This window comes from Bacillus sp. IT-79MI2 (assembly GCF_949768135.1).
Lineage (GTDB): Bacteria > Bacillota > Bacilli > Bacillales > Bacillaceae_G > Bacillus_A > Bacillus_A pseudomycoides.
The window spans coordinates 40,715-66,374 of the sequence record NZ_CATKPV010000050.1; the positions used below are offsets into that span (position 1 = coordinate 40,715).

General features: G+C 35.1%; 24 protein-coding genes, 3 pseudogenes and 1 other annotated feature. Of the genes and pseudogenes, 8 read left to right on the forward strand and 19 right to left on the reverse strand.

Annotation, left to right across the window (positions count from 1 at the left end; all coding sequences use genetic code 11):
- Positions 1 to 12 precede the first annotated feature (12 nt).
- A complete protein-coding gene (gene glpF, locus ACM6HU_RS06455) occupies positions 13 to 834 on the reverse strand; it encodes a glycerol uptake facilitator protein GlpF (protein ID WP_016113653.1) in 822 nt (273 codons plus the stop codon).
- Positions 835 to 887: 53 nt separating this feature from the next.
- Between glpF and ACM6HU_RS06460 the strand changes: the two genes are divergently transcribed.
- The gene (locus ACM6HU_RS06460; protein ID WP_016132559.1) at positions 888 to 1,232 is read left to right on the forward strand and encodes a hypothetical protein; all 345 of its coding nucleotides are present in this window, start codon (positions 888 to 890) and stop codon (positions 1,230 to 1,232) included.
- On the opposite strand, the gene ACM6HU_RS06465 is transcribed toward ACM6HU_RS06460, so the two are convergent.
- From ACM6HU_RS06465 to ACM6HU_RS06500, 8 genes and pseudogenes are all read right to left on the reverse strand, one after another.
- On the reverse strand, positions 1,220 to 1,777 hold the full coding sequence (locus tag ACM6HU_RS06465) for a glycerol-3-phosphate responsive antiterminator (RefSeq protein WP_016132558.1): 558 nt from the start codon (positions 1,775 to 1,777) through the stop codon (positions 1,220 to 1,222). The two genes, ACM6HU_RS06460 and ACM6HU_RS06465, sit on opposite strands and share 13 nt — an antisense overlap.
- Positions 1,778 to 2,016: 239 nt before the next feature.
- A complete protein-coding gene (locus ACM6HU_RS06470; protein WP_016113651.1) occupies positions 2,017 to 2,217 on the reverse strand; it encodes a sporulation YhaL family protein in 201 nt (66 codons plus the stop codon).
- A gap of 144 nt (positions 2,218 to 2,361) precedes the next feature.
- Positions 2,362 to 4,749, reverse strand: a complete 2,388-nt coding sequence (locus ACM6HU_RS06475) for an immune inhibitor A domain-containing protein (protein WP_242227129.1) — start codon at positions 4,747 to 4,749, stop codon at positions 2,362 to 2,364.
- A 237-nt stretch (positions 4,750 to 4,986) separates the two neighbouring features.
- Positions 4,987 to 5,870 (reverse strand): annotated as a pseudogene (locus ACM6HU_RS06480) (alpha/beta fold hydrolase).
- Between the two features lie 347 nt (positions 5,871 to 6,217).
- Entirely contained in the window at positions 6,218 to 6,373 is a 156-nt protein-coding gene (locus ACM6HU_RS06485; protein WP_176505851.1) for a hypothetical protein, read from the reverse strand.
- A complete protein-coding gene (locus ACM6HU_RS06490) occupies positions 6,373 to 7,461 on the reverse strand; it encodes a hypothetical protein (RefSeq protein WP_414848080.1) in 1,089 nt (362 codons plus the stop codon). The genes ACM6HU_RS06485 and ACM6HU_RS06490 overlap by 1 nt, the downstream gene beginning before the upstream one ends.
- A gap of 182 nt (positions 7,462 to 7,643) precedes the next feature.
- A complete protein-coding gene (locus tag ACM6HU_RS06495) occupies positions 7,644 to 7,838 on the reverse strand; it encodes a hypothetical protein (protein ID WP_016132552.1) in 195 nt (64 codons plus the stop codon).
- A gap of 6 nt (positions 7,839 to 7,844) precedes the next feature.
- Positions 7,845 to 8,135: a replication/maintenance protein RepL gene (locus ACM6HU_RS06500; protein WP_016113626.1), complete on the reverse strand. Its 291-nt coding sequence runs from the start codon at positions 8,133 to 8,135 to the stop codon at positions 7,845 to 7,847.
- A 315-nt stretch (positions 8,136 to 8,450) separates the two neighbouring features.
- On the opposite strand from ACM6HU_RS06500, the gene ACM6HU_RS06505 reads away from it, so the two are divergent.
- The 3 genes from ACM6HU_RS06505 (at position 8,451) to ACM6HU_RS06515 (ending at position 11,863) form a co-directional block, all read left to right on the forward strand.
- Positions 8,451 to 8,906 carry a collagen-like protein gene (locus ACM6HU_RS06505; protein ID WP_016113625.1) on the forward strand — a complete coding sequence of 152 codons (456 nt, stop codon included), beginning with the start codon at positions 8,451 to 8,453 and terminating at the stop codon, positions 8,904 to 8,906.
- A gap of 53 nt (positions 8,907 to 8,959) precedes the next feature.
- Complete coding sequence (locus ACM6HU_RS06510; protein WP_016113624.1) at positions 8,960 to 9,454, forward strand: hypothetical protein; 495 nt, start codon at positions 8,960 to 8,962, stop codon at positions 9,452 to 9,454.
- Between the two features lie 300 nt (positions 9,455 to 9,754).
- The gene (locus ACM6HU_RS06515) at positions 9,755 to 11,863 is read left to right on the forward strand and encodes an LTA synthase family protein (RefSeq protein ID WP_414848081.1); all 2,109 of its coding nucleotides are present in this window, start codon (positions 9,755 to 9,757) and stop codon (positions 11,861 to 11,863) included.
- 125 nt (positions 11,864 to 11,988) lie between these two features.
- On the opposite strand, the gene ACM6HU_RS06520 is transcribed toward ACM6HU_RS06515, so the two are convergent.
- The 4 genes from ACM6HU_RS06520 to ACM6HU_RS06535 all read right to left on the reverse strand — a co-directional run bounded on the left by ACM6HU_RS06520 (position 11,989) and on the right by ACM6HU_RS06535 (position 18,974).
- Complete coding sequence (locus ACM6HU_RS06520) at positions 11,989 to 13,248, reverse strand: MFS transporter (protein ID WP_016113622.1); 1,260 nt, start codon at positions 13,246 to 13,248, stop codon at positions 11,989 to 11,991.
- Positions 13,249 to 13,330: 82 nt separating this feature from the next.
- Positions 13,331 to 13,583 (reverse strand) — a binding site (T-box leader).
- 254 nt (positions 13,584 to 13,837) lie between these two features.
- Positions 13,838 to 14,782, reverse strand: coding sequence for a 3'-5' exoribonuclease YhaM (gene yhaM, locus ACM6HU_RS06525; protein WP_003195696.1), 945 nt, complete (start codon positions 14,780 to 14,782; stop codon positions 13,838 to 13,840).
- Between the two features lie 41 nt (positions 14,783 to 14,823).
- Positions 14,824 to 17,736 carry an ATP-binding protein gene (locus ACM6HU_RS06530; protein WP_016113621.1) on the reverse strand — a complete coding sequence of 971 codons (2,913 nt, stop codon included), beginning with the start codon at positions 17,734 to 17,736 and terminating at the stop codon, positions 14,824 to 14,826.
- Positions 17,733 to 18,974 (reverse strand): metallophosphoesterase family protein, encoded by a 1,242-nt coding sequence (locus tag ACM6HU_RS06535; protein ID WP_016132550.1) that lies wholly within the window; start codon positions 18,972 to 18,974, stop codon positions 17,733 to 17,735. Before ACM6HU_RS06535 ends, ACM6HU_RS06530 begins: the two co-directional genes overlap by 4 nt.
- Positions 18,975 to 19,112: 138 nt before the next feature.
- Here ACM6HU_RS06535 and ACM6HU_RS06540 point away from each other — a divergent pair, with 138 nt between their 5' ends.
- On the forward strand, positions 19,113 to 19,298 hold the full coding sequence (locus tag ACM6HU_RS06540; protein ID WP_003195690.1) for a YhzD family protein: 186 nt from the start codon (positions 19,113 to 19,115) through the stop codon (positions 19,296 to 19,298).
- 26 nt (positions 19,299 to 19,324) lie between these two features.
- Here ACM6HU_RS06540 and ACM6HU_RS06545 read toward each other — a convergent pair whose 3' ends face one another.
- A complete protein-coding gene (locus tag ACM6HU_RS06545; RefSeq protein ID WP_016113619.1) occupies positions 19,325 to 19,684 on the reverse strand; it encodes a hypothetical protein in 360 nt (119 codons plus the stop codon).
- A 156-nt stretch (positions 19,685 to 19,840) separates the two neighbouring features.
- Here ACM6HU_RS06545 and ACM6HU_RS06550 point away from each other — a divergent pair, with 156 nt between their 5' ends.
- Positions 19,841 to 19,981, forward strand: coding sequence for a YflJ family protein (locus ACM6HU_RS06550; protein ID WP_016113618.1), 141 nt, complete (start codon positions 19,841 to 19,843; stop codon positions 19,979 to 19,981).
- A gap of 76 nt (positions 19,982 to 20,057) precedes the next feature.
- Positions 20,058 to 20,216: pseudogene (locus ACM6HU_RS06555) on the forward strand (IS1595 family transposase); the annotation flags it as partial.
- Between the two features lie 10 nt (positions 20,217 to 20,226).
- On the opposite strand, the gene ACM6HU_RS06560 reads toward ACM6HU_RS06555, so the two are convergent.
- Both ACM6HU_RS06560 and ACM6HU_RS06565 read right to left on the reverse strand, forming a co-directional pair.
- Positions 20,227 to 20,724 (reverse strand): DinB family protein, encoded by a 498-nt coding sequence (locus ACM6HU_RS06560; RefSeq protein ID WP_098116916.1) that lies wholly within the window; start codon positions 20,722 to 20,724, stop codon positions 20,227 to 20,229.
- Between the two features lie 225 nt (positions 20,725 to 20,949).
- A complete protein-coding gene (locus tag ACM6HU_RS06565) occupies positions 20,950 to 21,780 on the reverse strand; it encodes a MerR family transcriptional regulator (RefSeq protein ID WP_088094090.1) in 831 nt (276 codons plus the stop codon).
- A 286-nt stretch (positions 21,781 to 22,066) separates the two neighbouring features.
- Here ACM6HU_RS06565 and ACM6HU_RS06570 point away from each other — a divergent pair, with 286 nt between their 5' ends.
- The gene (locus ACM6HU_RS06570; protein ID WP_088094089.1) at positions 22,067 to 22,696 is read left to right on the forward strand and encodes a GNAT family N-acetyltransferase; all 630 of its coding nucleotides are present in this window, start codon (positions 22,067 to 22,069) and stop codon (positions 22,694 to 22,696) included.
- 1,050 nt (positions 22,697 to 23,746) lie between these two features.
- On the opposite strand, the gene ACM6HU_RS06575 is transcribed toward ACM6HU_RS06570, so the two are convergent.
- From ACM6HU_RS06575 to ACM6HU_RS06585, 3 genes and pseudogenes are all read right to left on the reverse strand, one after another.
- Positions 23,747 to 24,058, reverse strand: coding sequence for a heavy metal-binding domain-containing protein (locus tag ACM6HU_RS06575; protein WP_088094088.1), 312 nt, complete (start codon positions 24,056 to 24,058; stop codon positions 23,747 to 23,749).
- Between the two features lie 339 nt (positions 24,059 to 24,397).
- Entirely contained in the window at positions 24,398 to 25,198 is an 801-nt protein-coding gene (locus ACM6HU_RS06580; protein ID WP_140386034.1) for an ABC transporter ATP-binding protein, read from the reverse strand.
- A 183-nt stretch (positions 25,199 to 25,381) separates the two neighbouring features.
- Positions 25,382 to 25,591, reverse strand: a pseudogene (locus ACM6HU_RS06585) (SPASM domain-containing protein); the annotation flags it as partial.
- Between the last annotated feature and the right edge of the window lie 69 nt (positions 25,592 to 25,660).

Sequence of the window (25,660 nt, forward strand, 5' to 3'; positions counted from 1 at the left end):
ATCGGTTCCCCCTTATGCTACTTTTCTACTATTTGTATTATTTTGGCTCTTTTTACTTGTCATATAAGAGATTGCTAGTACAATCACAGTTGCAATTATCACATAAATAAGTGCTGCATTTTGTTTTCCTTCAAATACAACTTGATGGAATAAACCTGCAAGTGATCCACCTAAAATCGGTCCTACTACCGGAATCCATGCATATTTCCAGTTTGATCCACCTTTACCCGGAATCGGTAAGAAGAAGTGTGCAATACGAGGTCCTAAATCACGAGCTGGGTTAATCGCATAACCTGTTGTTCCACCTAATGATAAACCAATACTTACAATTAAGAAACCTACGATGAATGGATTTAAACCATCCGCAAATTTATTTGCACCAATTGCTAATATACCAAATACTAAAACGAATGTTCCAATCATTTCACTTAAAAGGTTTGCAAATGTATTCGGAATTGCTGGTCCTGTTGCAAAAACGCCTAATTTTGTACCTGGGTCTTCTGTTTCTTTCCAATGAGGTAAGTAATGTAAATATACGATAATTGCACCGATGATTGCCCCAATCATTTGCGCTGCGATATAACCTGGTACATCATTCCATGGAAGCGCTCCTTTAAAAGCAAGTCCAAGTGTTACTGCCGGATTTAAATGCGCCCCGCTAATTGATCCTACTGCATATGCTGCGATGGCAACCGCTAAGCCCCAGCCCATCGTAATAACAATCCAACCAGAATCCTTAGCAAACGACTTCTTTAAACTTACGCCTGCACAAACGCCGCCACCAAGAACGATTAACAACGCTGTCCCTATTAACTCCCCTAAAAATGCTGACATAAAATCCCTCCACAATCAATTTAAATGATTCCAATGTGATAGAGGTAAAATGAATGGCCATTCGTTTTTTTTCAAAAGAAAAAGATCCACACCTGGCATGCTTCTATATAAAAAATATAGAAACAATGAAATGTGGATCTCTTCTTTTCTCCGTCACGTTTATTAACTTATCTATAATGTTAACCTCAAATGAAAGCGGTGTCAATACATTTTTTTCACATTTTCGACACTTTTTATTTTTCTCAACATACAAGCCACTGTTACGAGAAAAAGCGGTCTTTCACTCACTTTCTCCCTTTGTTTGTACAAAGCATAAGGCGAAATTAGGTACTGACCGCTTCTATGCTCAAACGGATCCTCTCTCCCGCCTAAAAGAAAGCTTTTTCTATTTTTGGTAATGTTTCCAGAGTTCTTTTTTCGACGTTGTAATCGCCGTCGCACCAGCGGATAACGCTCTTTCTACATCATCAACCGTACGAATAAATCCGCCTGCTAAAATCGGTACGCCCGTCCGTTCTTTCACCTCAGCAATCACACCTGTTAAAGCTCCGGGAAGCACCTCAATATAATCTGGTTTTGTTTTTTCTAACAGGTTACAACTCTTTTCCATCGCACTCGAATCAATTAAAAAGATACGTTGAATCGAGACAACACCCTTTTGCTTCGCCTTCATAATTACACTTGCCTTTGTCGACAATAGTCCATATGGCTTATACTCTTGGCATAAAAACTCTGTCGCATGGCCATCGCTTTGCAAACCGTGAATTAAATCGACATGTAAAAATACCTTTTTACAATGCTGCTTCGCCAGTTTCACAACACTTTTCAATTGACCGATATGAATGTCTAAAATAACAATATACTCATAAGAACTATATAGTAACTTTTCTAAGTCTTTTATTTGCCGAACAGCTGGCAAAATATTTTGTTCATGAAATTCCATTCAAAAATTCCCCTTCTTTACGTCATCCTACCTTTTATAGTACACAATTTAAGCGAAAAGAAAAGATGGTAGGAGAAACTTTTAGGTCTCTTGCTGCCAGATTTTGTCGAACGGTCGATATCCTATGTCGAAGCGCCGATATATGAAGAGAAACGATCGATATATTTTAAAAATCGCCAATATAATGATGGCGCAAAAAAAGAGTGAATAACCGATTAGTTACTCACTCTTTACTAGGATTAAAGCAATACAGAATCCTTATCACTCTCTTGATTACGTCGCTCTCGTTCTTCCTCTAAGCGCTTCATATATACTTCGCCTTCTTTTTCAATAAACTCATTATCCATCTCTTGCTCTTTTTTTGAAGTATATAAAACCATGTAGCCACTTACGACAATCCCGATAATAACAAGATAGATCCACCATGGTAAAGTTTCCACTTGATTTCCTTCCCTTCCTAAGACAAGCCTTGTTAGTTTCACTGTATGAGGGTAGGACAAGAGTTATGACAATTTCTTTTTCAAACAAGTAAAGCAGTACTCCCATCTACAATCACCGTAGATAGAAGTACTGTCTTTAAAATTCTATCGATGAATCCAAACTGCACCTGCAGACTTGTCTTCTGCTTGGCCTACTACTTCAAACTTTAATCCTAGTTTCGGCAACTTACGTCCTGCATCTGGAATCATGCTGTTGATATACTGCTTAGAATCATCGAATTTCGCAACGCCTGGTAATCCTTTATAATCAAAGATACCGCGAGCTGGTGAATCTACTTTCCATGCTGGCGTTTGATCAAATGAGAATGCAGCATCTGCAATTTGATAACGCGTACTGCTTTTCACAGTCGGTTGTCCGTTTAATGTACCTACGATTGCCTCTGGATGAGAATCTACTACGCCTAAGAATCCTTCACCTGGATGAACGCCTACCCAGTTATCTGTAAAGCTTTGATCCGCATACCATACAACCATTCCTGTATTAAATACTGGGCCACGCGCATGTTGTAACGCCATGTCAGAACCAGCGTAATTTCTCCACTCTACATAATAGTTATGTTTTTTCTGTTCAAATCCGTTAGACACAGTAAATCCTTTTAACGTCATTGCTGGTTGTCCTTCTGCATCATCAGAAAAAGCAACTTTACCATCGACAGTTAAGCTTGCATTGTCTAAAGCAAATCCTTTATAAGCTACTGCAATATCTGTTAAATATTCAAACTGTAATTTTACTTTTTTCCCTTTGAATTGGCTTAAATCGTATGATTTATCAACCCACTTACCATCAGTTGTATCCATACCGCCTTTTACATCTTTTTCACCCATTCTATCAATGCGTGTCTTCGTTCCATCTTCTGCAATAGCGTACACGTCAAGGAAATCATACTTCGCTTCAAGCTCATAGAATGCCTTATAATCAAACTTAGCATTCGTTGCATTTGTTAAATCAAATACTGGTGTCTCAAGTGTTGTATAAATGTCATTTCCTTTTGTACTGTAATAAAACTTCTTGCCAAATGCCGATTCGATATTTTTTATATCTTTGTCCGGCAAATTAACGCGAACGATTCCTGGTCGGTTTGATTTCGTAACACTTTGGTCTAAATATGTTGCAGCACCGATTCCCGTGCGAAGTTTATCATAATCTACCTCAACGATATTCGCCCAGTTACCCTTCATATTCTTTTGGAAAAACTCTTTATTTTGTGGTGAAAAACTTGTTGGCTCTGTTCCTGCAATCTTTCCAGCCCAGCTGCCGCCGCTCATAATAGACCAAGATTCAACTGGTTCACCTTGTCCAGTGTACTTTGTATCGTACTCATCCGGTAAACCTAAATCATGACCGTACTCATGGGCAAACACACCAACCGCTCCATCTTCAGGCTCGATTGTATAATCGTATGCAGCCATCTTTCCGCCCCAATTCGGAACAGAAGCTTTTGTTCCATCAATTGCATATGGTTTTGATCCAAGTTTTGAACGGTGAGACCAAATCGCATCGTCTTTCAATTTACCGCCACCAGCTTCTTGTCCTACTCCCGCATGAACAACCATTAAATGATCAATAATGCCGTCTGACTCATTTTTATTTCCGTCACCATCTTGATCGTACTGATCAAACTGGTCAAAATCAGCTAAATTTATCCCTTTTTCTACTGCTGCTTTTAATGCTTCCTTCACAAAATCACGCGGCCCTAAAGGCCCTTTATTATCATGACCAGTTCCAGCATCTGCACCATAATCAGAAGCTTTTCCTGGAACAGTAAGCCACTCCGTTACAGTTCCATCAACTGTGTAGCTACCACCTGATTGCTCTTCATAATATTGCTTGAATGTATTAATTTTTGACCCATCAAATAGCGTAAATGGCTCATCACCAAATAACATTTTTTGATAATGCTCACGATTAAAGTCCTTAGCATACATATATCCTGGCGCTTGATCAATATTATTATGTTTAAAATCGCTAAATTCTACGAGTAAAACAAGCACTTTATCTTTTCGAACAGTTCCATTGTACTCTTCTTGCTTCGCTGGTGTAGTAGGTACTTTTCCATTTAATTTCCTAGGATTCAATCCTGCATCTTGTCCAGCTACTGGTCCTGCTGTTGGCTGCTGCGCCTGTTCATTTTCCTTCATTTTTGCATCTTTTACTTTTTTCATAAAATCAGAAGCTTCTTGCGTAAGACTATCCCCTGCAATTACTTCTTTCCCAGGGTTTTCCCCTTTCTTTTTCTCAACATACTTTTCAACAGCCTTTGATGTCTCAGCTTGTGATGCAGATTGATCAATTACTCCCCGTTGTTTTAGCGCTTCTGCCAAACGCTCCTCCGGTATTAAATGCTCATCTATTGGTAGAGATGATGTTGGTGTCTCAGCATACGCTGCATGACTTCCAAAAGCAAAAGTACTACTTAGCACTGCCGCTGTTGCTAATACTGACAAGGGTTTTAACTTCTTATTCTTTTTCAATGCATTTCCTCCCCGATGTTTGCGAATTATCGTTTTTTTTGTCGATAACAATATAATATTCGTATTATGATGAATATTCAATATTTTTCAATAAATAAAATGTTGAGAAATATTTTTTTATGCAGGGTGAAATACATAAGATAGCAAAATAAAAAAGTTCTGCCCTAAATAGCAGAACTTTCGTTCGAATCATCTTCTTAATTATGAAAGAAGGAACGGGTTTATAATTATAAAATTCTATTCATTGATAGATACAGCATGCTCTTCAAAAAAAGCTTGGACATATTTCATAAACTCTTCCGGCTCTTGACGGAACGGAGCATGATAACCTTTTTCAATAATATGGAATGTACTATTTTTAAATAGTTGATGATACGTTTCACCATTTTTCCACGGAACGCTTTTATCATTTCTACCCCAAATAATTAACGTCGGCACCTTAATCTCATCTGCATCCATCGCAATGCGGCGCTCCCTCATTTTCGTCAGTTCACTATAATGTTCTTTATCATCCCGTCTATTTTTCACTTCATTTTTATCATAATCCGTAATGGTAGATACCGTATTTACATCAACTGATAACTTTGGCTTTTGGAAACCTTCTTTTTGCTGGAAAGATTCTATCCCTGTCGAGTCCGCTAAAATAAGGTGCGTAATCGCCTCAGGATATAAGTACGTTAAATTAAGAGAAATCTCTCCCCCATGGAATGACCGAGCAGCGCAAACTTATCATAGCCTAGTTTTTTCATTAACTTATAATATAAATTTGCTTGTGCAGGAAATGAATACTGGAAATCCATCGGCTTAGAAGAACGTCCAAACCCTAAAATATCCACTGCAATAATCGTATGATCTTTCGCTAATTCTGGATAAATATCACCAAATCCATCAGAAGAACCCCCAAACCCATGAAGCATGAGCAGCGGTGGTTTCCCTTCACCAATTTGTTTAAAATATATCGTTTGTCCATCTATTTCTGCCATTTTTTCTTTTGTGTTTAATTTTGTTGCAACAGTATTTTTTACTTCTTCTACTTTCGCTGTCGGTTTCTCAACGATATTACAAACCATTAATAATACAAGTGAAAGACCACTAATTATATAGAACTTTAATTGTTTCAAGTTAATTGTCTCCTTTCTGTTACTGTAACTATGAACAAATACACTTACAATAAGCTTTCACTTTTTGTCATTATTTTATAGCCGACACAGTTGTAACCATTTTAGTTACAACTGTGTTAAAAAAATATACTTTCCCTCTAAGTAAGCATTGGGATATTTCTTGTATTTGATTATTTTCGTACTGTTCAACCCTCTTGTAATCATTATAGTTACAAATAAAAAGTAGGTCAATCATTTTTCAAAATTTTTATATACTTATAGAAATGAAGAATAAAGAAAAAAATAAAAGAAGAACGTCCTGTTAGTTAGTTCAGGAAAACGTTCTTCTGTTTTTGCTGTAAATTTACTTAAATTTCTTTTGGTGCTGAAAAATCTGCGTGGCTATTAGAAGGTGCTCCTCCCGTGTCCCCTTTGTTTAAAGCCACATTGTTAAAATCACTAAATCCAGCTGTAATAGATAACGTAAATGCAAAACCTACTGCTGTTAAGATAATTTTTTTCATCATTTTAACGCTCCTTTTTTTATTTGTTTTTTTCTTGCTTCTTTACTCATGTGATAATATTTGCTTGCTTTTTCATGATTGTTTTCATTGTAGAATTTATCAGCTAAACGCTCTGCATACTCTTCAATACAATCAAATAATTCTTCTTTTTCAAAGTACATAATTCCTTTTAAAACAGCCTTTTCGAATGCATTTATATTAGTATTCATTTCTTTTAAAATCATAAAACGATATTGATACTCCTGATTTTTAAATTGATTACAAATATGCAATCCTTTTTCTATTAATGATTCAGCAATATCTGAACGATTTAATTTCAAATTTTCATCAGCTTCTAAATACAATGCTCGGAAATGATTTGGAGATTTCTTTGTTACTTCTGATAAGTGACGAATTGCGGATTCGGATACATTTTGATTTGCATACAGTAAACCTAAGTTATTGCGTACCATGAGGATATATTTTTCATGATTTGTTTTTTGGAATACATCTAATGTAGCGTTCAATGTTTCTTCAGCTAACTCAAATTGTTTTAAATCAATACAACATAGTCCGTATATATTTTCACATAATGCAAGATTGATTTCATATCCTGATTGCTTAGAAAATTCCTCTTTTGCTTTTTGAATGAAATCAATTGCTTTTACTTGTTGGTATGAGTGATAATAAAATTCTCCTAACCTATAGTTAAATTCAGCCTTTTCGAATGGATTTGTAATGTATTGTAATAGTTTTTCAGCTTGATCAAACTGCTCTTTTGCTTCTGTATAGTTTGTGATAAGTCTCAAATGAAAGCCTTTAAAAAAATGATAATAATATGCTAGAAGCCCTTCTGTCGGAATTTCAAAAGATTCTACTCTATCAAAACTATCTTCTTTAACCGCAACCCAGTCAGTCAGGACATTGTATCTGAAATTTAATAATGCATAATACAATAATACATCCTGATTTGCTTCTACCTGATTCAGGTTATTATCAATTTCTTCTTTACATCGTGTCGCTTTTTCCACTTGTTGTTGCAACATTACTTGATACCAAGTGTCTAGTGAATGTTTCATTTGTTCTTTCGTTACTACATGTGTGCTCACAACAATTCATCCCCTTCATTTTCATCTACAATAAACTGAATGTTAACACAATTCCACAAATTGTATACAGAATCCCTTTTTTAAGTTGATTGAGAAATAATTGTTAGAATATTCAACTCGAAAGACACAATTAAAACCTACCTCATAAATAAAAAGCATTATACCGATTGGTGTAATGCTTTTTATTGGGGTGAAAAATTTACTTTAGGAAGAATATGCTTTTGTAAACTGTTGCTACTAAATGCACTTACTGTTTGTGTGTTTGGATCAAATTGCAATCCTAATGCTTTAAATATAACCTCTGTTTGTACAGGGGATACACTAAATGATACTGTGTCATTATCTAGGTAAATATTTAATTCAATGCTCTCAATCATTATCTTTCATCTCCAATTTTTTGATTCATTCTTGGCTATTTTTTGTTTTGGAATAGCTTTTTGTTTTTCTCTTAAAACCTCAATGGAATTTAAAGGTTTATCTTCTTCGTAATAACTTAATAATATTTGTCGTTTTGTATCGTTCCCTTTCATCATAATGTTAAGATTTACGATATAAACGCCATTTTGCTTTTTCTTGATGAAGTTGTTTGCTTGTAGCTTTCTCATTAACTTTGCAATAGTAGGCTCAAAAACCCCGACATCACTAAAAAACAAATTAATTAAAAAGTTAAGCATCTAAAATCCCCAAAACCATTGATATAACTGGGTTTTCCCTACTTTTTTGTTTAATTTACTCTCTTCTATAACCAAAGAGGCTTTTCATAAAATACCTTTTACTCTATATGTTTATGACACTAGAAGGGGCTAGCCCCCCGCTTCGATTCACTTCAGCCACTGCGCTCACATCCAAAAACAAAGGGTAATACTTTTATGTTTGATATCCGCCTTATTAAAAATATTTTCCGTATAGGAAGTGAATAAGCTTCCTATACGGAAAATATTACATATTAATACTTTAGGAAATTTTAAAAGTAAAGAGGTGGTTTTTAAATGTATAATGGGTCAATATATTTTCCTTATATAAATTATAATCAATACTTCGATCGTCAATTCCCTGTTCCTCAGATTCCAAGTATACCGGGAATGCCAAGTTTTCCGAGTGCACCAGGTTTTCCGGGAATGCCAAGTTTTCCGGGTGCACCAGGTTCCCCAGGGACACCAGGTTTTCCGGGTGCACCAGGACAGCAAAGTTCACAAGCTCCAACATCTCCTCCTCCATCATTTATTCCTCAACAATCAACTGCTTCACCATTTGCTGTTGATCCAGGAGCAATTTCATTCTGTTTATTTCGAAATACCTATATATGGCTTAGTAATGGTGAACAGTTTTGGTATTATCCGATTTTTGTAGGACCGAGGTCTGTTGCTGGTTTTAGATGGAACGGTAGGTTTTGGGTTATTTTTGGAATTGATACGAGAAGGATTATTTCATTTACATGTTTTTAAAAATTATAGAGTAACGATAAAAGTTTAACTATATAAACAAAAGAGGTATTAGAATGAAAAACTTTCAATCATTTGATGGTACAATCACTATGATTAACGATTTTGTAACAGGATCAAATGAAGAAATAGGATGTAATAAATTAATATCCGTAGATAATGGTTATGGGACTCTAGTAAATTTTGTAGTGAAACCAAATACTTATTTTATTGACTACGCAGCGGTAGTAGTAGGAGATAAAGTAACTGGATTTTACGATGCTAACGTCCCTGTTCCTCTCATTTTCCCACCACAATTTCAAGCAATTGTTATAGCGAAATATATACCCTCTCAAAATGTAAAAGTAGATAATTTTAATGAACAGTTAGAGAGTAGTGATGGAAAATTAAAATTAAATATTTCTCCTTCTACTCAAATTTTATTAACAAATGGCCAATTTTTTACAGGGAATCTTGCGAATCGAAATTTAATAGTTATTTATGGTCTTACAACAATGAGTATACCAGCTCAAACTACACCATATAAAATCATTGTTTTGTGTCAAAAGTGATTTTTATTTTAAAGGGTCTCTCGGTTTATTTGAGAGGCTTTTTTTGTTGCATGTTCAGCTAGTTTTTTCGGTTCATAACATTGCATATTTATTTTAGTTTTGCAACACCCTCGATATAGTTTGTATATACAGTATGCTTGCACTTTTTCGATTCTATCAGGTTATAAAAAATACGAAAAAGTGTTGTTTTTTAAGGAATATTTAAGGTTATATATGTATAATAAAAATAGATATGAAGATTGAGAGTATAATGTTTTTACTGATGCGAGGTGAAACAAAGAAACGAAAAGAGGGAATAAATTGCATTTGGATTTTGTAGCTCAGAAACAAAGAAGAAATGAATTGCGTTTTAATTTTTCTGTTCAGCAAGCAAGAAGGAACCCATTACTTTCTTTCATTATTAGCGGAATGTGGACCATTTTTTTAGAAATGTTGTTTTTTATCACGCTAGGCTATTTCGAATTAGAGAAGACTAAGCTATTTTTTAATGAGGGAATCACATTAAGTATAGTTACTATAATTTTATGGAGTATACTATTTTTTATTGTTTATTTGAATAAAGGGATAACCAATAGACTTAGACCATCTATAAGAATTCATATTTTATTGTTTTTAATAGCTCATTTAATAGCTTGGCTTTATATATTCATACAAGAAAATATGAATTATTCACTTGTGAATAATTGGATTTATTTGCAGTATGCACAGTACCTATTCAGCTTGGTATTCATTTATATGGTGTATATTTTAGTTTATAATTTATTTGGTAAAATTTTACCAAGTGTAATATTAACTAGTTGTTCTTTAATTATTTTAGCGATTGTTAATTATTTCAAAATTATGTTCAGAGGAGAGCCGCTTTATCCGTCTGACTTTACACAAATCGGGCATATGCAGTCCGTTATACCGATGGTTATGGATTATTTTAGTTTGAAAAATATATTGATAGTAATCATTAGTATAGCTTTATTTATATTTGTAGTTTTTTATATTCGAAAACACATTAACTCTATAAAAATCCATATTAGTATGAGGATTGTTTTAATATGTGCATCCGTGTTTATGGTATATTCGTTTAGTAATTACCCTAATACATTTGTGAATAAGTTATTTGCAAATGGGGGGATATACTTCCCTTTGTGGAATCAAAATATGAACTATGGTCAAAATGGTTTGGTTTTGGGGTTTTTAAGTAACTTAGATACAACGGTCATCCAGGAACCAGAAGAATATTCAAAAGAAAATATGCTTCAAATTGCAGAGAATATAAAGAAACAATATGGCGATAATGTGGGAGAACAAAAAAAAGCAGAGAAACCGAATATTATATTTCTTATGAGCGAGGCTTTTTGGGATCCTACAAAACTAACGAACCTTTCATTTAGTGAAGATCCGGTGGCGAATTTACATCATTATATTGAGAGTTTTCCAGGTGGACAAACAATAGCTCCTACATTTGGGGGAAATACAGCGAATACAGAATTTGAAGCGTTAACGAGTTATTCAATGAGTTTGTTAATGCCTGGTTCTATACCATATCAACAAGCTGTTACAGGTCAGAAAGAAATTCCATCCATCGCAAGTGAATTGAAAAAGCAAGGGTACTATGCGAGTGCAATTCATGCTTTTAATCGAGCGTTTTATAAACGGGACGATGTATATAATACATTTGGATTTGATAACTTTAATGCAGAAGATACGATGAAAAATAAAGAATTAGCTGGAGACAATATTAGTGATTTATCTATGAGTAAAGAAATAATAGATGAATTGAATAAGAGAAAACAGCCTACATTTATTCATGCGGTGACGATGCAAAATCATTTTCCATATAATCCAGAGCGGTTTGAAGAAAATAAAATAGAAGTTAGTGGATTAACAAATGAAGAATCAAAAGCAGAATTAGAAATCTATACGGAAGGTGTAAGGCGTTCCGATGAAGCTCTACAATATTTAATAGAACAGCTTAATGGGTTAGAAAGACCTACTTTATTAGTCTTCTTTGGGGACCACTTGCCAGTGTTAGGAACGAATAAGGCTATTTATAAAGAGGCTGGATATATAGAAAATGAAGAAACTTTAAGTGAAAAATTAACTATGTCAGAAACGCCATTACTAATGTATGCAAACTTTGATTTGCCAAATGATAACTTAGGCTTAGTAAGTCCGATTTATTTTTCAAATCTTGTTCTTGATTATGCTGGATTAAATAAATCACCATTCTATCAGTTTTTATCGGAACTACACAAAGAAATACCAGTGCTTAAAGATGATTTAAAGGTCGATAAAAATGGAGAAGAAATAAAAGATTTAACGCATAAACAAAAAGAAATGTTAGAGCAATATAAACTTATTCAATATGACTTACTTGCTGGAAAGCAATATAGTAAGGACATATTATTCAAATAAGCGAAAAAAAGAACTTGTATACGATACAAGTTCTTTTTTTATAGTATTTAACGGGGTAACCAGACAAGCTGGGTTAATTAGGGAGTATTACCTGTACATTTAGTATAAATTAAAATGTAATCGTTTTATTGAAATGAATCTTTAAGCTCAGGTGAATCAGAATAGAATTTCGCTTTTGATGGTTGAACACTGCAAATAAATAGTGTAATAGATACCAAAAACATTATAAATGCTCCTGAAACTACAACAAATCGTATAGATATAAGCTCGGAAGAAATACCAAAGATTGCAGTAACGGTAATAATTAAAAAAGCCTCAATAAACCCGTAAATACTTACAACTCTCCCCATCACATCAACAGGTATATTGTTTTGATAAAATGTGTAAAAACCAGTATTAGAAAAGGCAGTAGCAAATGACAAAACAAAAGCTCCTATAGATGCTATAAAAAAGGTATTAGAGGATGTAAAAACCACATAACCTACTGCAGTTATTAAGGAACCCATACCAATAAGCCATGAGGTAGGTATTTTTTCAATAATTATTGCATTGGATAAAGAACCTGCTAATACTCCTGCTCCAGCAATGCTGACTAAGACTCCATATTCACCTTCAGATAAGGAAAGTATCCTAGTTGCAAAAGCAGCTTCCAGCGAATCTGTAGCTGTCATCATGACTATCATCGCACTAAACAAAAGATAAATCATCATGATATATAGATACTTACGACTAAATCCAATAACAAGCTTCCAATCATCTATTAATAGCTTAAGAGATAATTTTGTTGTATCTGATGTTTTTTCTAATTGTGCAGCGGATTCTACATTAGGCATTCCTACTGTAATTAATGCAGATAAAAATAAAGCTACAGCATTGATATAAATAGCCATATTAGGTGTACCAATTGTAAACATCATTCCTGCTATTGCTGGTCCAGTCAAAAAAGCTCCGGAATCAAGTAGGCTACGCAAAGAATTGAAACGTTTTCTTTGCCCTGTTGGTATTAACTTCGTGATATAAGTTACCGATGTTGAGTGGTACATAGAACTCGCTATTGTAATTAGAAAGACCATAGTATATATAAGCCCTAAAGAAGAGAAGAAAGGTAATAATGCAATTAGAACAGTCTGAAAGACATCTAGTGCTATCATGAGATATTTTTTATTTAAACGATCTACAAGACTTCCTGACCAAATATTAGTAAACAACGTTGATAAAGCCCTAATAATATATAAACCAGAGACAGCAATAGCCGACTCTGTTATGTTAAGGACGATAAGGTTTAGAGCGATAAAGTAAACCCAACTTCCAACACTTGAAACACCAATGCTAAACAATAAGATAGATGGATACCGCCAAGTTTCCAATGTTTTTTTAAAACTCAATTGAATTCCTCCTAAAATATAATCAGATAGAATGCAACACTTAAAACAAAATAAAAAAATCCCACCCCCAAGACTTAAGTGTCTTGAGGACGAGATTTTAGATCGCGGTACCACCCCAGTTTATTAATATGTCACCATATTAACCTTATCAGGTACAACAAAAATACTTATACCCTAGCTCTATAACGGGAGCGCCCGTCACACTATCCCCCTATAGCGGGTTCCAATGTGCTGCTCTGAGCCTTGCTTCAATAAAGAAATTCTAACCCTTTTTCAGCTACCAGGGTTCTCTGTATAGAATTCACTTTATTTACTCTTCTCTTCATTGCATTTAATTTCATATACAATAACATTATTGGATATATATTGTAAATGTTTTTTTATATCTCATATACAAACTTAGTTAACATAACCCTACTTATTGGTAGTAGCCGAAACGATAAAAATGAACTTCATTGCTATAACAGATACCAAATTTTCGTTTAGGGGGTACTTCAAAATCTTAGCTTGATGGCGATGCCACTTTTAAAAATAAAAAGGGCAAGCAACCCCAGCTATACGCTAAAATCACTTGCCTCATAAGTATTATTTAGTTATGAAAAGTAGGCTTATAAAACGAACGATTATCAAGCGCAAAGACACGTTCTGTGTATTCACCTGGTTTCGTGCGTCCAAGCGCACGGTCCATCATGTTCATCTTCGCATCTAAATTATCGATGTAATGCAGAATTTCCGCTTCTTTTACTAATGGCGGTTTTGGGCTACCCCATTCAGCTTTGCCGTGATGAGATAAAACGATGTGCTGAAGAATTAATACTTCTTCTCCTTCAATTTTCAGTTCATCGGCTGCTTTTCCAATTTCGTTTACCATGATGGAGATGTGACCTAGTAGGTTTCCTTCCAATGTATACGTTGTTGAAATTGGACCAGACAATTCAATTACTTTACCAAGGTCATGTAAAATAACACCTGCATACAGTAAATCTTTATCTAAAGATGGATATAGCGTAGCAATGGCTTTCGCTAAATCAAGCATCGATACAACATGATAGGCAAGCCCTGATACAAACTCATGGTGATTTTTCGTTGCTGCTGGATAGTCTAAAAATTCACTTTGATGCTTATTTAATAAGTGTCTTGTGAGACGCTGAATGTTTGAGTTTCTCATTTCAAATATGTACTGTGTAATCTTTTCTACCATATCTTCTTTTTTCACTGGTGCTTTTTCAACAAAGTCTGATATATCTGTTACTTCATTCGCATTTGCAACGCGAATTTGCTTCACACGAAGTTGAATGCGCCCTTTATAGTTTTGAATATCTCCAGCTACCTTAACAATCGTTTCTGCTACATATTGTTTCTCAACTTCTGGTGATACATCCCATAGCTTCGCTTCAATATCTCCAGTTTGGTCTTGTAAGATTACTGTTAAAAATGGCTTTCCATTACTCGCGATACCTTTTGTCGCTGTCTTAATTAACAAGAAGATATCGACTTGTTCACCAACTTCATATTCTGCAATTTTCTTTTTCATTCTGATTCCTCCACCAACTTAAGTACTTTTAGTATAGCACATTACACCTTATTTTCTTTACGCTCATGTGTTAATTTTATAATCTGTTTTTCCGCAAAGAATGATAATAGATGGGCATGACATGTAAAGAAAATCACTTGTCTATCCTTCGCAATTTCTTTTATTAACTGGGTTGTTCGTTTTGTTCGTAGTGCATCAAAATGCACAAAGCTGTCATCAATAATAAATGGATAATCATGCTCAAACGTCCGCGCTAACGCAAAGCGCAATGATAAATAGAGCTGTTCCGCTGTCGCTTGACTGAGTTCATGACTATAAAAACGAATACCATCACTCCGTTCTACAATAAACGGCTCTGTTTCTGATGGTGAAAAAATCTTACTATACTGACCACCTGTTAAATATACAAAATACTCCTCGGCCTTTTGTAAAATGCGCGGCAGCTGCACTTCATGATAGTATTGCTTCGTTTTTGTTAATACTGTTTTTGCCGCTGCATACGCCGCCCACTTCTTCACTTGCTCACGTACTTGAGACTTTTTCATTTCCCATTCATGGAGTAAATCACCGTACGTACTACCTTCTTCTAAGTTCGCAATTTCCACACGGTGCTCCGCAATGCGCTCGGTCAGTTCCTTCTCTTGCGAAAGGAATTTTTGTATATGAAGCGCTTCTTGCTTCAGTTTTCCTTCATACCCTTCCACTTGATAGTGTTCCGCTAATGATAAGCTCTTTAAACGTTTTTCTAACATGTCAATCTGAGGTGATAGCCGCTCTACTTGCTTCTCTGCATCTTCACGCTTTTCTGCTCGCTTGCCCGCTTCTAAAAACGTTTCTTCATCAGTAGCTGCTGCCACGTTCCATAGCGCATCTCTTTCTAATGTAAGTTGCTCTACTTGATGCTGTAATAGTGCTTGTTCTTCTTTCCAATCAGCTAGCTTCCCTAAAAGCTGCTCCCTCTTTTGTTTCTTTTCTTTTTCCTTTTGAATACGATTACTGATCATATGAAGATGATCAAAATCTGTATTTTCCATAACGTTTTCTAGTCTATGTTCAAACTGCGAAATCATTTCATATAATATTCCTTTTCGCTCCGCCAGCTTTCCTACCTCACGATATAACTGCTGCATCTTTTCAATGCGTTCAAATGCCGGCAATACATGTGCATATGTATAAAAAGTCGGGAAAGAATAACGCGCATTATATGTATCCACTTGCTCTCCCACATGAAACGTATCTCGCTCCCATTCTTCATATGCAGAAACACCTTTATCATAGGTTCTTTCAATTTGTTGTAATTTATAAGACTCTCGCTCAAATAATTTACGGATTTCTTCATCTTTTTCTAATTGATAACGAATGGATAGCGCCTCTTCATTTTGCCTTCCGCCTGCACTTTGCTGCAGCGAGAGCAGTTCTTCTTGTAAACCATCGGAAGAAGTATCTTTATACAAAACAAGTGCAAGTACAATTAGGACAAAGACGATAACACTCGTAAATAACAGCGCACGGTTATCTAAAAATACACTTGTCAGCAAAATCACTGTATTAATAGCTAACAAAAGGAAACAAACTTTCTGCCAACGCTTTTTCTTTTCCTGCGCATTTTTCATTCTTTCTTCATACTTACTGCTAGTACCTATAAAACCTGCACCGTGAAACGATTTTTCCTTTTCTACAAGTTTTTGTCGCTCTTCATCCGCTAACATCTGCTTTCGAATGTGCCCTACATTCTCTTCCTGTTCTTCTAATTGCTCCTGGGCCACTTTAAAGCGCTCATCAAGCTGCTCTTTCCGATTATCTAATTCTCTTGCCTTTTGCACAGTTTGCGTTATCATTTCTTTCGCTGCAAGGCTTGTATCAAATGAAAGCACACTTTCTTTCTCAAAAGTAGCACCAATTTGCTGCTCAAGCTCTTCTATCTCTTCTTTCATATTTCCAATACTTACTGTAATATCGCGCATTTCTTGACGTGCATTTTCATATGACATATGCTGCATACGAAGTTCTTCTACATAGCTATCCTTTTGCAAGAGCTCTTCTTGTACTTCTACCCCATCCACTTCCGTTTGCACCATTTCCATCCTTTTTTGGATGGAATCCAATTGCACCCCGAGCGGCTCGAGTTTTACTTTTATCATTTCATAACGTTCTACTCCTCGAACAGGAAACGGATTCTTCTGTTCTTCTAGCGCTTTTTCATATGCATGTTTTTCAATCACAAGAGGTTGCAATGCAGCCAATACTTCATAGTCTTGCTTACGCTTTTCTGCCATCTCTTTTTCATTCCGAATATGAGCAAGACGCCCTTCATTTTCTTTTAACTGCCCCATTAACTTTTCATACGTACCAATCTTCCCTTGCCACGCCCCAAGCTTTTCTTGGAGCTTCTTTATTTCTTGAAGTGACGTATTGATCTCAGGCTTACGACCATTTGGCTTAAAACGCTGCTCCATTTCTTTTTCTAACTTTTTATCTAACTGCAGCAGAGCATCGCTCCCAACTGCACTCGCCGAAAATAAATAATTTCCGATTTCAGCTTCTCCAATATGATGAATATTTTGAAGACCGTGCATATCAAACGAAAAGATAGAATCAAACAGGCTCTCATTCATCCCGCTCAGCACAGTCTGTAACACTTCTTCTCCAGCTGTTTTTCCATCTTCAAAGTAAACCGTTACTTCCCCGGCAGCCGTTTTCGGCAAGCGCTCGATTTTGAGTCTCCCATACTGCTCCGTCATAACAGTCACCCTACCGCCGTACTTTCCGCCTTCTTTCGGCTCATAACGCCTTTGTCCCCTTATTGGGAACCCAAACAAAATACTCTTCATAAACGAACGAATCGTTGATTTTCCTGCTTCATTTTCACCGTACAACACCGTCAGCAATGAAAGATCCATTTCCACATTTTCTAATTTTCCATAACCATAAATATGGAGTTTTTCAATTTTCATTTTTTATCCCTCTCTTGCTGGAATAGTTGCTCTAATATAATATTTTTCGCTTCCTTTTGAATCTCTGCTTTTTCCTCATCTGAAAAGGATTCAATCACGTTACGCGCAACAGGAGATGTCCAAATCGTCCTGAGCACCGCATCCATATTCGTAAATGATTCCAATTCTTGCAATACACTACCAACAAAATGATTCTCCTTTTTTAATCGCTGGATTTCTGCAAATGAAACCGTTTCATTCTTCCACTTCATCACATACACAAAATCTCTTCGTTCTTCTCCCGCTGCTAAAATATGAAAAATCTCTTCCACTCGTTTTTCATCACGCAAATAAGGAGATAATGGTCCTTGTCCGATGAATACAACTGTCAAAAGAGTTCCTTCCTCTTCCTGACGCCATTCATTCATCACTTCCGTACAAGCTATCATAAGGTCATCAACCGTTTGCAATTCATCAATGCTAATTTCCGTCTCTCCCCAAACTACATCCGCCGCACCGAAAAATGAACACACCGTTCCCTGCTCTGTTATCTCAACAAGATACGCCCCCTTCTCTCCTGTTTCCTTCCGGTGGCGTCCTTGTATATTGCCTGGATAAATGATATACGGCTCCTCTGCTAAAATCTCTCGCTTATGTATATGCCCAAGAGCCCAGTAATCAAATCCCTTTTCTTTTAACTCACGAATTTGAAACGGCGCATAGCGATTATGTTCCGCATCGCCTTCCACACTCCCGTGAAGCATGCCAATATGAAAAGGCGCATCGCTCATTTTTGCATACTGCGCCGTCATATTATCCGTTACAGCCTGCTGCAAATAACTAAACCCATAAATAGATGCAAGCAGTTCACCATCTTTATAAAACGGCTTTTCTTCTACATATGGCTCTGCAAACACATGAACATTTTCAGGAAACTCAATTGCTGCCCAGCTTCCCCCTAAATGATCGTGGTTACCATGAATGATATAAACCGGAATCTCATACTGCGAAAGGCGCTTCATCTGCTCCCTCACAAACACTTGCGCCCTAAGACTTCTCGTTTCCGCATCATATAAATCTCCTGCTAGTAATACAAAATCAACGCGCTCTTGAATTGCTTTATCGATAATACGCTCAAACGACTGAAACGTACTTTGCTTCATTCTCTCCCAAACAGATGACGGCACATTCATTTCCATCCCTTTAAACGGACTATCCAAATGCAAATCTGCCGCATGTATAAACTTTACTTGTTTCACAAATAAACGATCCTTTCTTTATCCGATAAAAGTTTCACTCTATTTTACCACGCTATGTCATATATTTCTTTGCATATTCTAGCGATTTATGACAAAATAGTTATAAGATTCTGATTTTAATTTTTGGAGGGAATTTTCATGGGAGTATACGTTCTAACAGTCTTTGAAAAAGATGGTTCAAAAATGCTAGACGAATCATTCGAGGCGGCAACAGAAGCAGAAGCGAAATCAAAAGGAGCATCCATTTTACAAGAAAAGGGATTGCATAAGCACACACATCGCTGCACATCTTCAGCGGGAAAACTCGTTTTATTCCAGCGCTAAAAAAAGAAGCGTCATCCGCTTCTTTTTCATTCTATATCTTCATCACACCACGTAAATACCACATCTAGAATCCGGTTACCAATACGCACGCGTCTGTTCCACTTTCCAGTTTGAATTTGGCGCTGCAATTCATCTTTCATCTTTTCCGTCCAGTCGTGAATGGTTCCATTCCCGTCGTACGGATATACGCTAGGAAACTCTTCCTGCAGAAGACTCAGGCTCTCTGCATCCAAATGAAAATGGAAATAGTAGTTAGCCGTAAGCGATGGCTCTTGCAATCGTAAAAACGGATCGTCAATTTGCTTTCTATTTCGGTAGAAAGTAAATATATTCACCTTTCCGCTCGTAATTTGGTCAATTTGAATTTCGTGCTTCTCTATAATCACGTCGTGCCCACCTCGTTATATACTACCCTTAGTATATATGTCTTTTGCACCAAAGTTAACCATTTTCAAACGAAATTCATTTCCTTCATCTATTTCCCGTACCTCCAAGTAACAATCAGAACACATAAAAAAACAAATTTGAAGGGGAGCGATTCTATGTATTTCGGTAGCAAAGGTTGGTATGTAAAAGAACTAAAAAAATTAGGTATCCGTACTTATGAAGGTAAAAAACTAGAATCCTATCGTACGCATGTGTTGGCTAGTTTGCTTGAGAGAATGAAGAAAGAGTCGGCTTAATACTAATACAAGAAAGAAGCAACGTTTGTTTTTGCGTTGCTTCTTTTTTATTTTTCATAAAGGCTGTTTTCGTATATATTGGAGACACAAAATCTTGAACGCATTAGGAAGTCTTGGTTTTAATCAATTACAAGGCATCATAGTGAGCGACGAAGCTTTCTTTCGATAATCTTTAAAAGGTCATCGTGAAATCGCTCATAGAAAAGACAAAAAACGTGGTGAGAAAGACAAAGAAACAACTTGAATTAGTCCAAATTGTTTTCCCTTAAGAAATGTATAATTTGTCCTTTGTGGTGGTTATCGTGGTCTGTAAATTCCTTAACAATATATATAAGTGAGTAAGGTGCTCCAGTATGTGGACAATGAGTTACACCATTTGCAGTTAATGACTTGCTTAACTTTTCGATTGGAAATTCGTTAAGTTCTTTTATAAGTAGTTCCCTTGTATTTTTTGCTTCTTCAAGAAGTTTTGACTGTGATATTCCTGATTTTGCATAGTCTGATGCCTTTTTATTATGTGTATCAAAATTTGGAAACTCCATTCCCTTTTCATTTTGTACAGATGGGAGGACTTCCTTTAATAGATGATTATCCCAATTCATAATATGGGCTATTATCTCACTTACAGACCACTTACCTTCGGCTATTGGTTTAGACCATAATGTATCATCAATTTCTTCTAAAGTGCTTAACCAAGATGAATAATGACTAAAATTGCTAATTATGTTTTTTACCTCACTCAATTTAATCCCTCTTTTCTAAATTAATTTAATATAATTATAACATTAAACTCACAATAAACAAACATATGTTCTTGTTGATATTTTCAGTTATAAAACCAACAACCTTTGATAAAAAAAGAAACCGATGATATGCATTTCGGTAGCAAAGGTTGGTACTTAAAGAAATTAGGTACCCGTTCCGATGCTTCGCCACATGACTTGGATAGTGATGTAGCAATGTTTACCTTAGTTCTGTATAAACATCTGAATTTGACAACTATAGGATTCTGTATTAAAGAAATCATTAAGTAACTCCACTTCAATAACACTTTTAATTTTTAAATTATTTTCTTTCACATATTTAACTATTTTTCTTCTACGTTCCTCTTCATTCTCTTTACTATAGGCTAAAGTTACATACTTTCCCTTTGGTAATATTTTTATATTTTGTTCAGCTTCTATATTAAACTCCCCTTGAAATCCACTAAAAACATACTTTGGTTCTACATTCCACTCTGTATTAACGTTATAGAGGATTCCTCTTTCCATTGACATTTTTCCTTCCTTCTCTTGAATGATTTTCTCTAAATCTGAATAGGAAAGTAACTCCTGTAAACTTCCTACTTCTTTACATGGCGCTACAATGACATACCGCTCTGCAAAGAACTGAGTAGATATCTCATCATTATTGACTATATCTTTAGAAGTCTCTACCTTCATATGTAAGCTATCAATGGTTTTGATGATTTCTTGCATTTTCTTTATGTTTTCTTCTGCTTCTTCTCTTTTTAATTGTAAAAATTGTAGTAATTGATCCGTATCACAGCCCTTAAAAATCTCTTGAAGTTCTACGATACTAGTCCCTAACTCTCGACAGCTTTTTATGATATCTATATGAATAAATTGATCTATAGAATAATATCTATAACCTGTTGTTTCATCAATATATCTTGGAATAAGTATCCCCTTTTTGTGATAATATCGTAACGCTTTTATTGTAATGTCCTTTATTTTAGCAACTTCCCCAATCGAAAATAAATTTTTCACTATAATCACTTCCTTTATATTTTTTCTTATACCACCGTTGACTCTACCCTTAGAAGAGACTTTATTATCATAATAAGATATTCACAAGAAAATACTATATAAATCCATTTTAATTTCTCGACATCTAAATCTCTGCTACACAGAATAAAAAGTAACCTACGCTCGCTCGCTTGCTATTTCTGCTTTTACTTCGCATGTGGCAAAAATAGGCCCTGACCGCTTCTATGCATGGCCAGATGCTCTCGCCCACCTAAGAAGAAAGGTTTTTATGTCGTTTTTTTAATTGGAGTTTATATATAAAGAGGAGTTTATAAACATGAACCAAGTAATATATAGAAACCTAGTTAAAGAAGATTATGAAGCTGTTAAAATTTTAATTGGTGAAGCATTTGGTTTCAATGAATTTATCGAGGATAAAAAATTTTTAGATTCAGTATTAAACATGTACTTGCAAAGTTGTATTTTAGGAAGTTCATTTAACAAAGTAGCAGAAAAAGACAATAAGATTATCGGCGTTATTTTGGGCGATTCCAAAAAAGATAAAAATCGTTTAAAGAAAGCTCATAATACTCTAAGTCTTACCTATAGTATGCTTAAAGTATTCATGGCTAATAAGGAAAATAAAAAATTCATGAAAGAATTCGCAAAGGTTCAAGATGCATATAAAGAGCTTATCCAAGAAAAAGAAGATGATTTTCAAGGGTGTATACAGTTATTTATTGTATCAGGAGAATCAAGAGGCCTTGGAGTTGGTAAGGCGCTAATGAATCATTTGTATGATTATATGAACTGTATGAATGTAAAATCTTTATATTTATATACGGATAACAGATGTAACTATGGATTTTATGACAGTCAACACTTTGAGCGTATCAATGAAAAAGAAATTTATCTTGATTCCATAAAAGCAAACCTTAATGTATTTTTATACTGTTATGAGTTTTAGCGAATGGTAAAACCGTATCCCTTATTAACATGCCTTAAAGTTAATATAGTCATATGGACACAACTTAGTTAAAACCTTACAATATTGTGTCCGTATGACAACGCTTGTACCGAGTCATTTCACGCCATTTCACATAGATAGGTCATCCGTTTAGATCATGTTTATTTTATAAACGGGTAACGTTAGGAAAATGCGGATTTACAACGTTAAGGAAATCTCAATATAAAAAATCCCAATTAGTACTCAAATCATAAAACCCATATTTCGGAAATTTGCACACTAAGGAACCGACTTTTTAGATTAGCTTTTTTACTTGTTTGATACTTTCATCAACAAAAAGTAAAATCATCTATATAACAAGGGCAAGGGAATGCTTGTATATTGAATCTATACTGCATTCCCTTACTTCTCCATTGTTTACTTGTTGTTAAAATGAAACCATATCAACAACAATATATCTAGAAAATCAAAAGAATCTCTTCAGGTCCTATGAAGAGATTCTTCTTTCATGTAATAAATATTATTTAAAGTAAAAAAACAGTATATGTAAAAAATAATAATGGTAAAAAGATAATATTTTATTTATAGTATTAGCCCCACCTACGCTAAATACCATGACAGCCACTCGTGCCATCCAACCCATTATCATTATAAAAGAAAACGCTTTCAATGTAAACGATTTCCTGATTATTTAGATCTAAATACTTTATATGCAATATTACATGAAAATACATATGTATAATCTACTATAATTTACAGTGAAGTTTATAATATACTCCAACATGTGAGAATATACCAATTTAGTTATACCCCTAAACCAAAAAAAGAGATCCTTTTATTTTTTAAGGACCTCTTTTTTTAATAAAATCCATATAAACGATCCATATAGAGGTACCGCCACATCCATCAACTTAAGAATATTTACTACCCATTATTGTTAAAAACGTTGTTCTTTCTAGATTAATAAGAAGGGATAACCACAAAAATCCCCTTAGAGTATGTCTACTCTAAGGGGATGATCCTATCATTTCATGAGATGCTTTTTTTATTTTATATACGTACAGCAGTACCACTTACAGCAACCATTAACATTCCGTCACGAACAACCTCGTAGTCTACATCAACGCCAACAATTGCGTTTGCTCCCTTTTGCTTCGCAAGTTGTTTCATTTCTTCCATTGCAATATCACGAGCTTCTTTTAATTTACTTTCATATGCACCAGCACGGCCACCTACAACATCACGCACAGAAGCGAATAAATCGCGGACGATATTGGCACCCATAATTGCTTCACCATTTACAATATCAACATACTCAATAATTTCTTTCCCTTGAATTCCAGACGTTGTTGTTACAATCATTACTGACACTCTCCTGCAATTTATAATTTTGATTAACATTTCTTATGTCTTTATTATTACATTAAAAAAGGTAATAAACTATCTCATAACCTTACAGAAAGGTGACAGTTTTGTAAGGATTCATAAATAAAAAGAACAGAATCACTTTCATGGACTCTGCTCTAATCATTTTAGTTTATCCCGCATTAACGGACAGTAACACTCCCACCTCAAAATTCAGCGAAAGCAAAGAAGTTAGGTGGGAGATGAACTGTCCGTAAAAGCCCGATTCGTTCAACTAATAATCAGTGGGGGATGAAGAAAACCCCTACTGATTAAAGTTTCACTTTATTTTTCCTATTAAACACTCGCTCTATTTTTTCGAATCTCAATTGTGTATAAACTATAGAGGAGCACTCCTAGACCTAGCATTTTTTCATTCTTAGACGCATTGGAACCTAATGTAATAGTAGGCACATTTAATCCCATAAACCTTTCGCTCCATTCTATAGGCATATACCCTTGCTTACCGATTGCTAATGTACGTCCATCTGTTGTGCGGAGAGTACTTTGAATAAAATCAAACTCGACTTCTACATCGGACAACTTTGTGGCTTTATCAGTCATCAAGGAACCACGTATCATGGTAAATCCTTGTATCATCTTTTCCTTAAACATACCAATCTGGTTATAATTCGAATCATAGATTACCCAATCATACCCGTCCGCTTCAGTATGAAAATATGCAAGAATTTCCCCGGTACTCGTTTCTAATCCATAAACATCTTTATTATTTAAAAAAGGTATCACTGAAAAAAGAATGTTAGATGAAATGATCTTTGTTCCAGCAACATATCCCCCATCAGGATGATATAAACCAAATTGCTTGTTCCGTTTAGGTAATTCTAATACGACAAACGTATCAACATCCCAAAACGTTACATTACTTTTAACAGTATTCTTTTGTATCAAATTTCCTTTTCTTACCTGCCAAAATCCAATTCCGAAAAAGACAGAAGAAACAAGAACAATAAAGATAATCTGTCCCCAATTCACAAATCCCCAAGTCCCATATACACACCACAGCGCAAATAGAAAAATACCGGCTCCGATAAAGAGTTTAAACTTCCCTTTCCGCTTATAATAATCAAATAATTCCATTTCTGCATCTCTACCCCTTATTTGTATTTCCCAACTATTAATATATCAAAAACAACTTATATCCTCTAGAAAAAAATGGCTTCGTTGCAATACCGAAACCATCTTCTAAATATATAATTTTAAGGCCCTTTCTATAAAACTGCCCCTCGCATTACAATAGTTCATTCATTTTATTCCCGTACCTTCAGTAATATCCGAAAATAAAGCATCGGTAATATTTTCAGGATTGATAATATCCTCACCATCTAAACAACAAGGGATAACTGTTCCGTTTGCTAAAATACCCGCTTGATTTCGAAGGTCATAACAGAAGTCCTTCCCATCATCCTCTTCTTCATGTAACGCAAGCCACTGAAATTCGTAATCTTGATTAATGAAGATGTGGTCCGCAATATCGTTCATCTTCATTTTGAGTGACAAATACACCTAGTGCAAATTATAATGAATTTTTGAAAGCGTATT

What these genes read in the sequence shown, in the direction of transcription:
- glpF (WP_016113653.1), bottom strand. Translation starts at nt 834, where the DNA reads ATGTCAGCATTTTTAGGGGAGTTAATAGGGACAGCGTTGTTAATCGTT.
- ACM6HU_RS06460 (WP_016132559.1), top strand. Translation starts at nt 888, where the DNA reads ATGGCCATTCGTTTTTTTTCAAAAGAAAAAGATCCACACCTGGCATGC.
- ACM6HU_RS06465 (WP_016132558.1), bottom strand. Translation starts at nt 1,777, where the DNA reads ATGGAATTTCATGAACAAAATATTTTGCCAGCTGTTCGGCAAATAAAA.
- ACM6HU_RS06485 (WP_176505851.1), bottom strand. Translation starts at nt 6,373, where the DNA reads ATGAAAAAAATTATCTTAACAGCAGTAGGTTTTGCATTTACGTTATCT.
- ACM6HU_RS06495 (WP_016132552.1), bottom strand. Translation starts at nt 7,838, where the DNA reads ATGATTGAGAGCATTGAATTAAATATTTACCTAGATAATGACACAGTA.
- ACM6HU_RS06500 (WP_016113626.1), bottom strand. Translation starts at nt 8,135, where the DNA reads ATGCTTAACTTTTTAATTAATTTGTTTTTTAGTGATGTCGGGGTTTTT.
- ACM6HU_RS06505 (WP_016113625.1), top strand. Translation starts at nt 8,451, where the DNA reads ATGTATAATGGGTCAATATATTTTCCTTATATAAATTATAATCAATAC.
- ACM6HU_RS06510 (WP_016113624.1), top strand. Translation starts at nt 8,960, where the DNA reads ATGAAAAACTTTCAATCATTTGATGGTACAATCACTATGATTAACGAT.
- yhaM (WP_003195696.1), bottom strand. Translation starts at nt 14,782, where the DNA reads ATGAAAAAGAAAATTGCAGAATATGAAGTTGGTGAACAAGTCGATATC.
- ACM6HU_RS06530 (WP_016113621.1), bottom strand. Translation starts at nt 17,736, where the DNA reads ATGAAAATTGAAAAACTCCATATTTATGGTTATGGAAAATTAGAAAAT.
- ACM6HU_RS06540 (WP_003195690.1), top strand. Translation starts at nt 19,113, where the DNA reads ATGGGAGTATACGTTCTAACAGTCTTTGAAAAAGATGGTTCAAAAATG.
- ACM6HU_RS06550 (WP_016113618.1), top strand. Translation starts at nt 19,841, where the DNA reads ATGTATTTCGGTAGCAAAGGTTGGTATGTAAAAGAACTAAAAAAATTA.
- ACM6HU_RS06570 (WP_088094089.1), top strand. Translation starts at nt 22,067, where the DNA reads ATGAACCAAGTAATATATAGAAACCTAGTTAAAGAAGATTATGAAGCT.
- ACM6HU_RS06575 (WP_088094088.1), bottom strand. Translation starts at nt 24,058, where the DNA reads ATGATTGTAACAACAACGTCTGGAATTCAAGGGAAAGAAATTATTGAG.
- ACM6HU_RS06580 (WP_140386034.1), bottom strand. Translation starts at nt 25,198, where the DNA reads ATGGAATTATTTGATTATTATAAGCGGAAAGGGAAGTTTAAACTCTTT.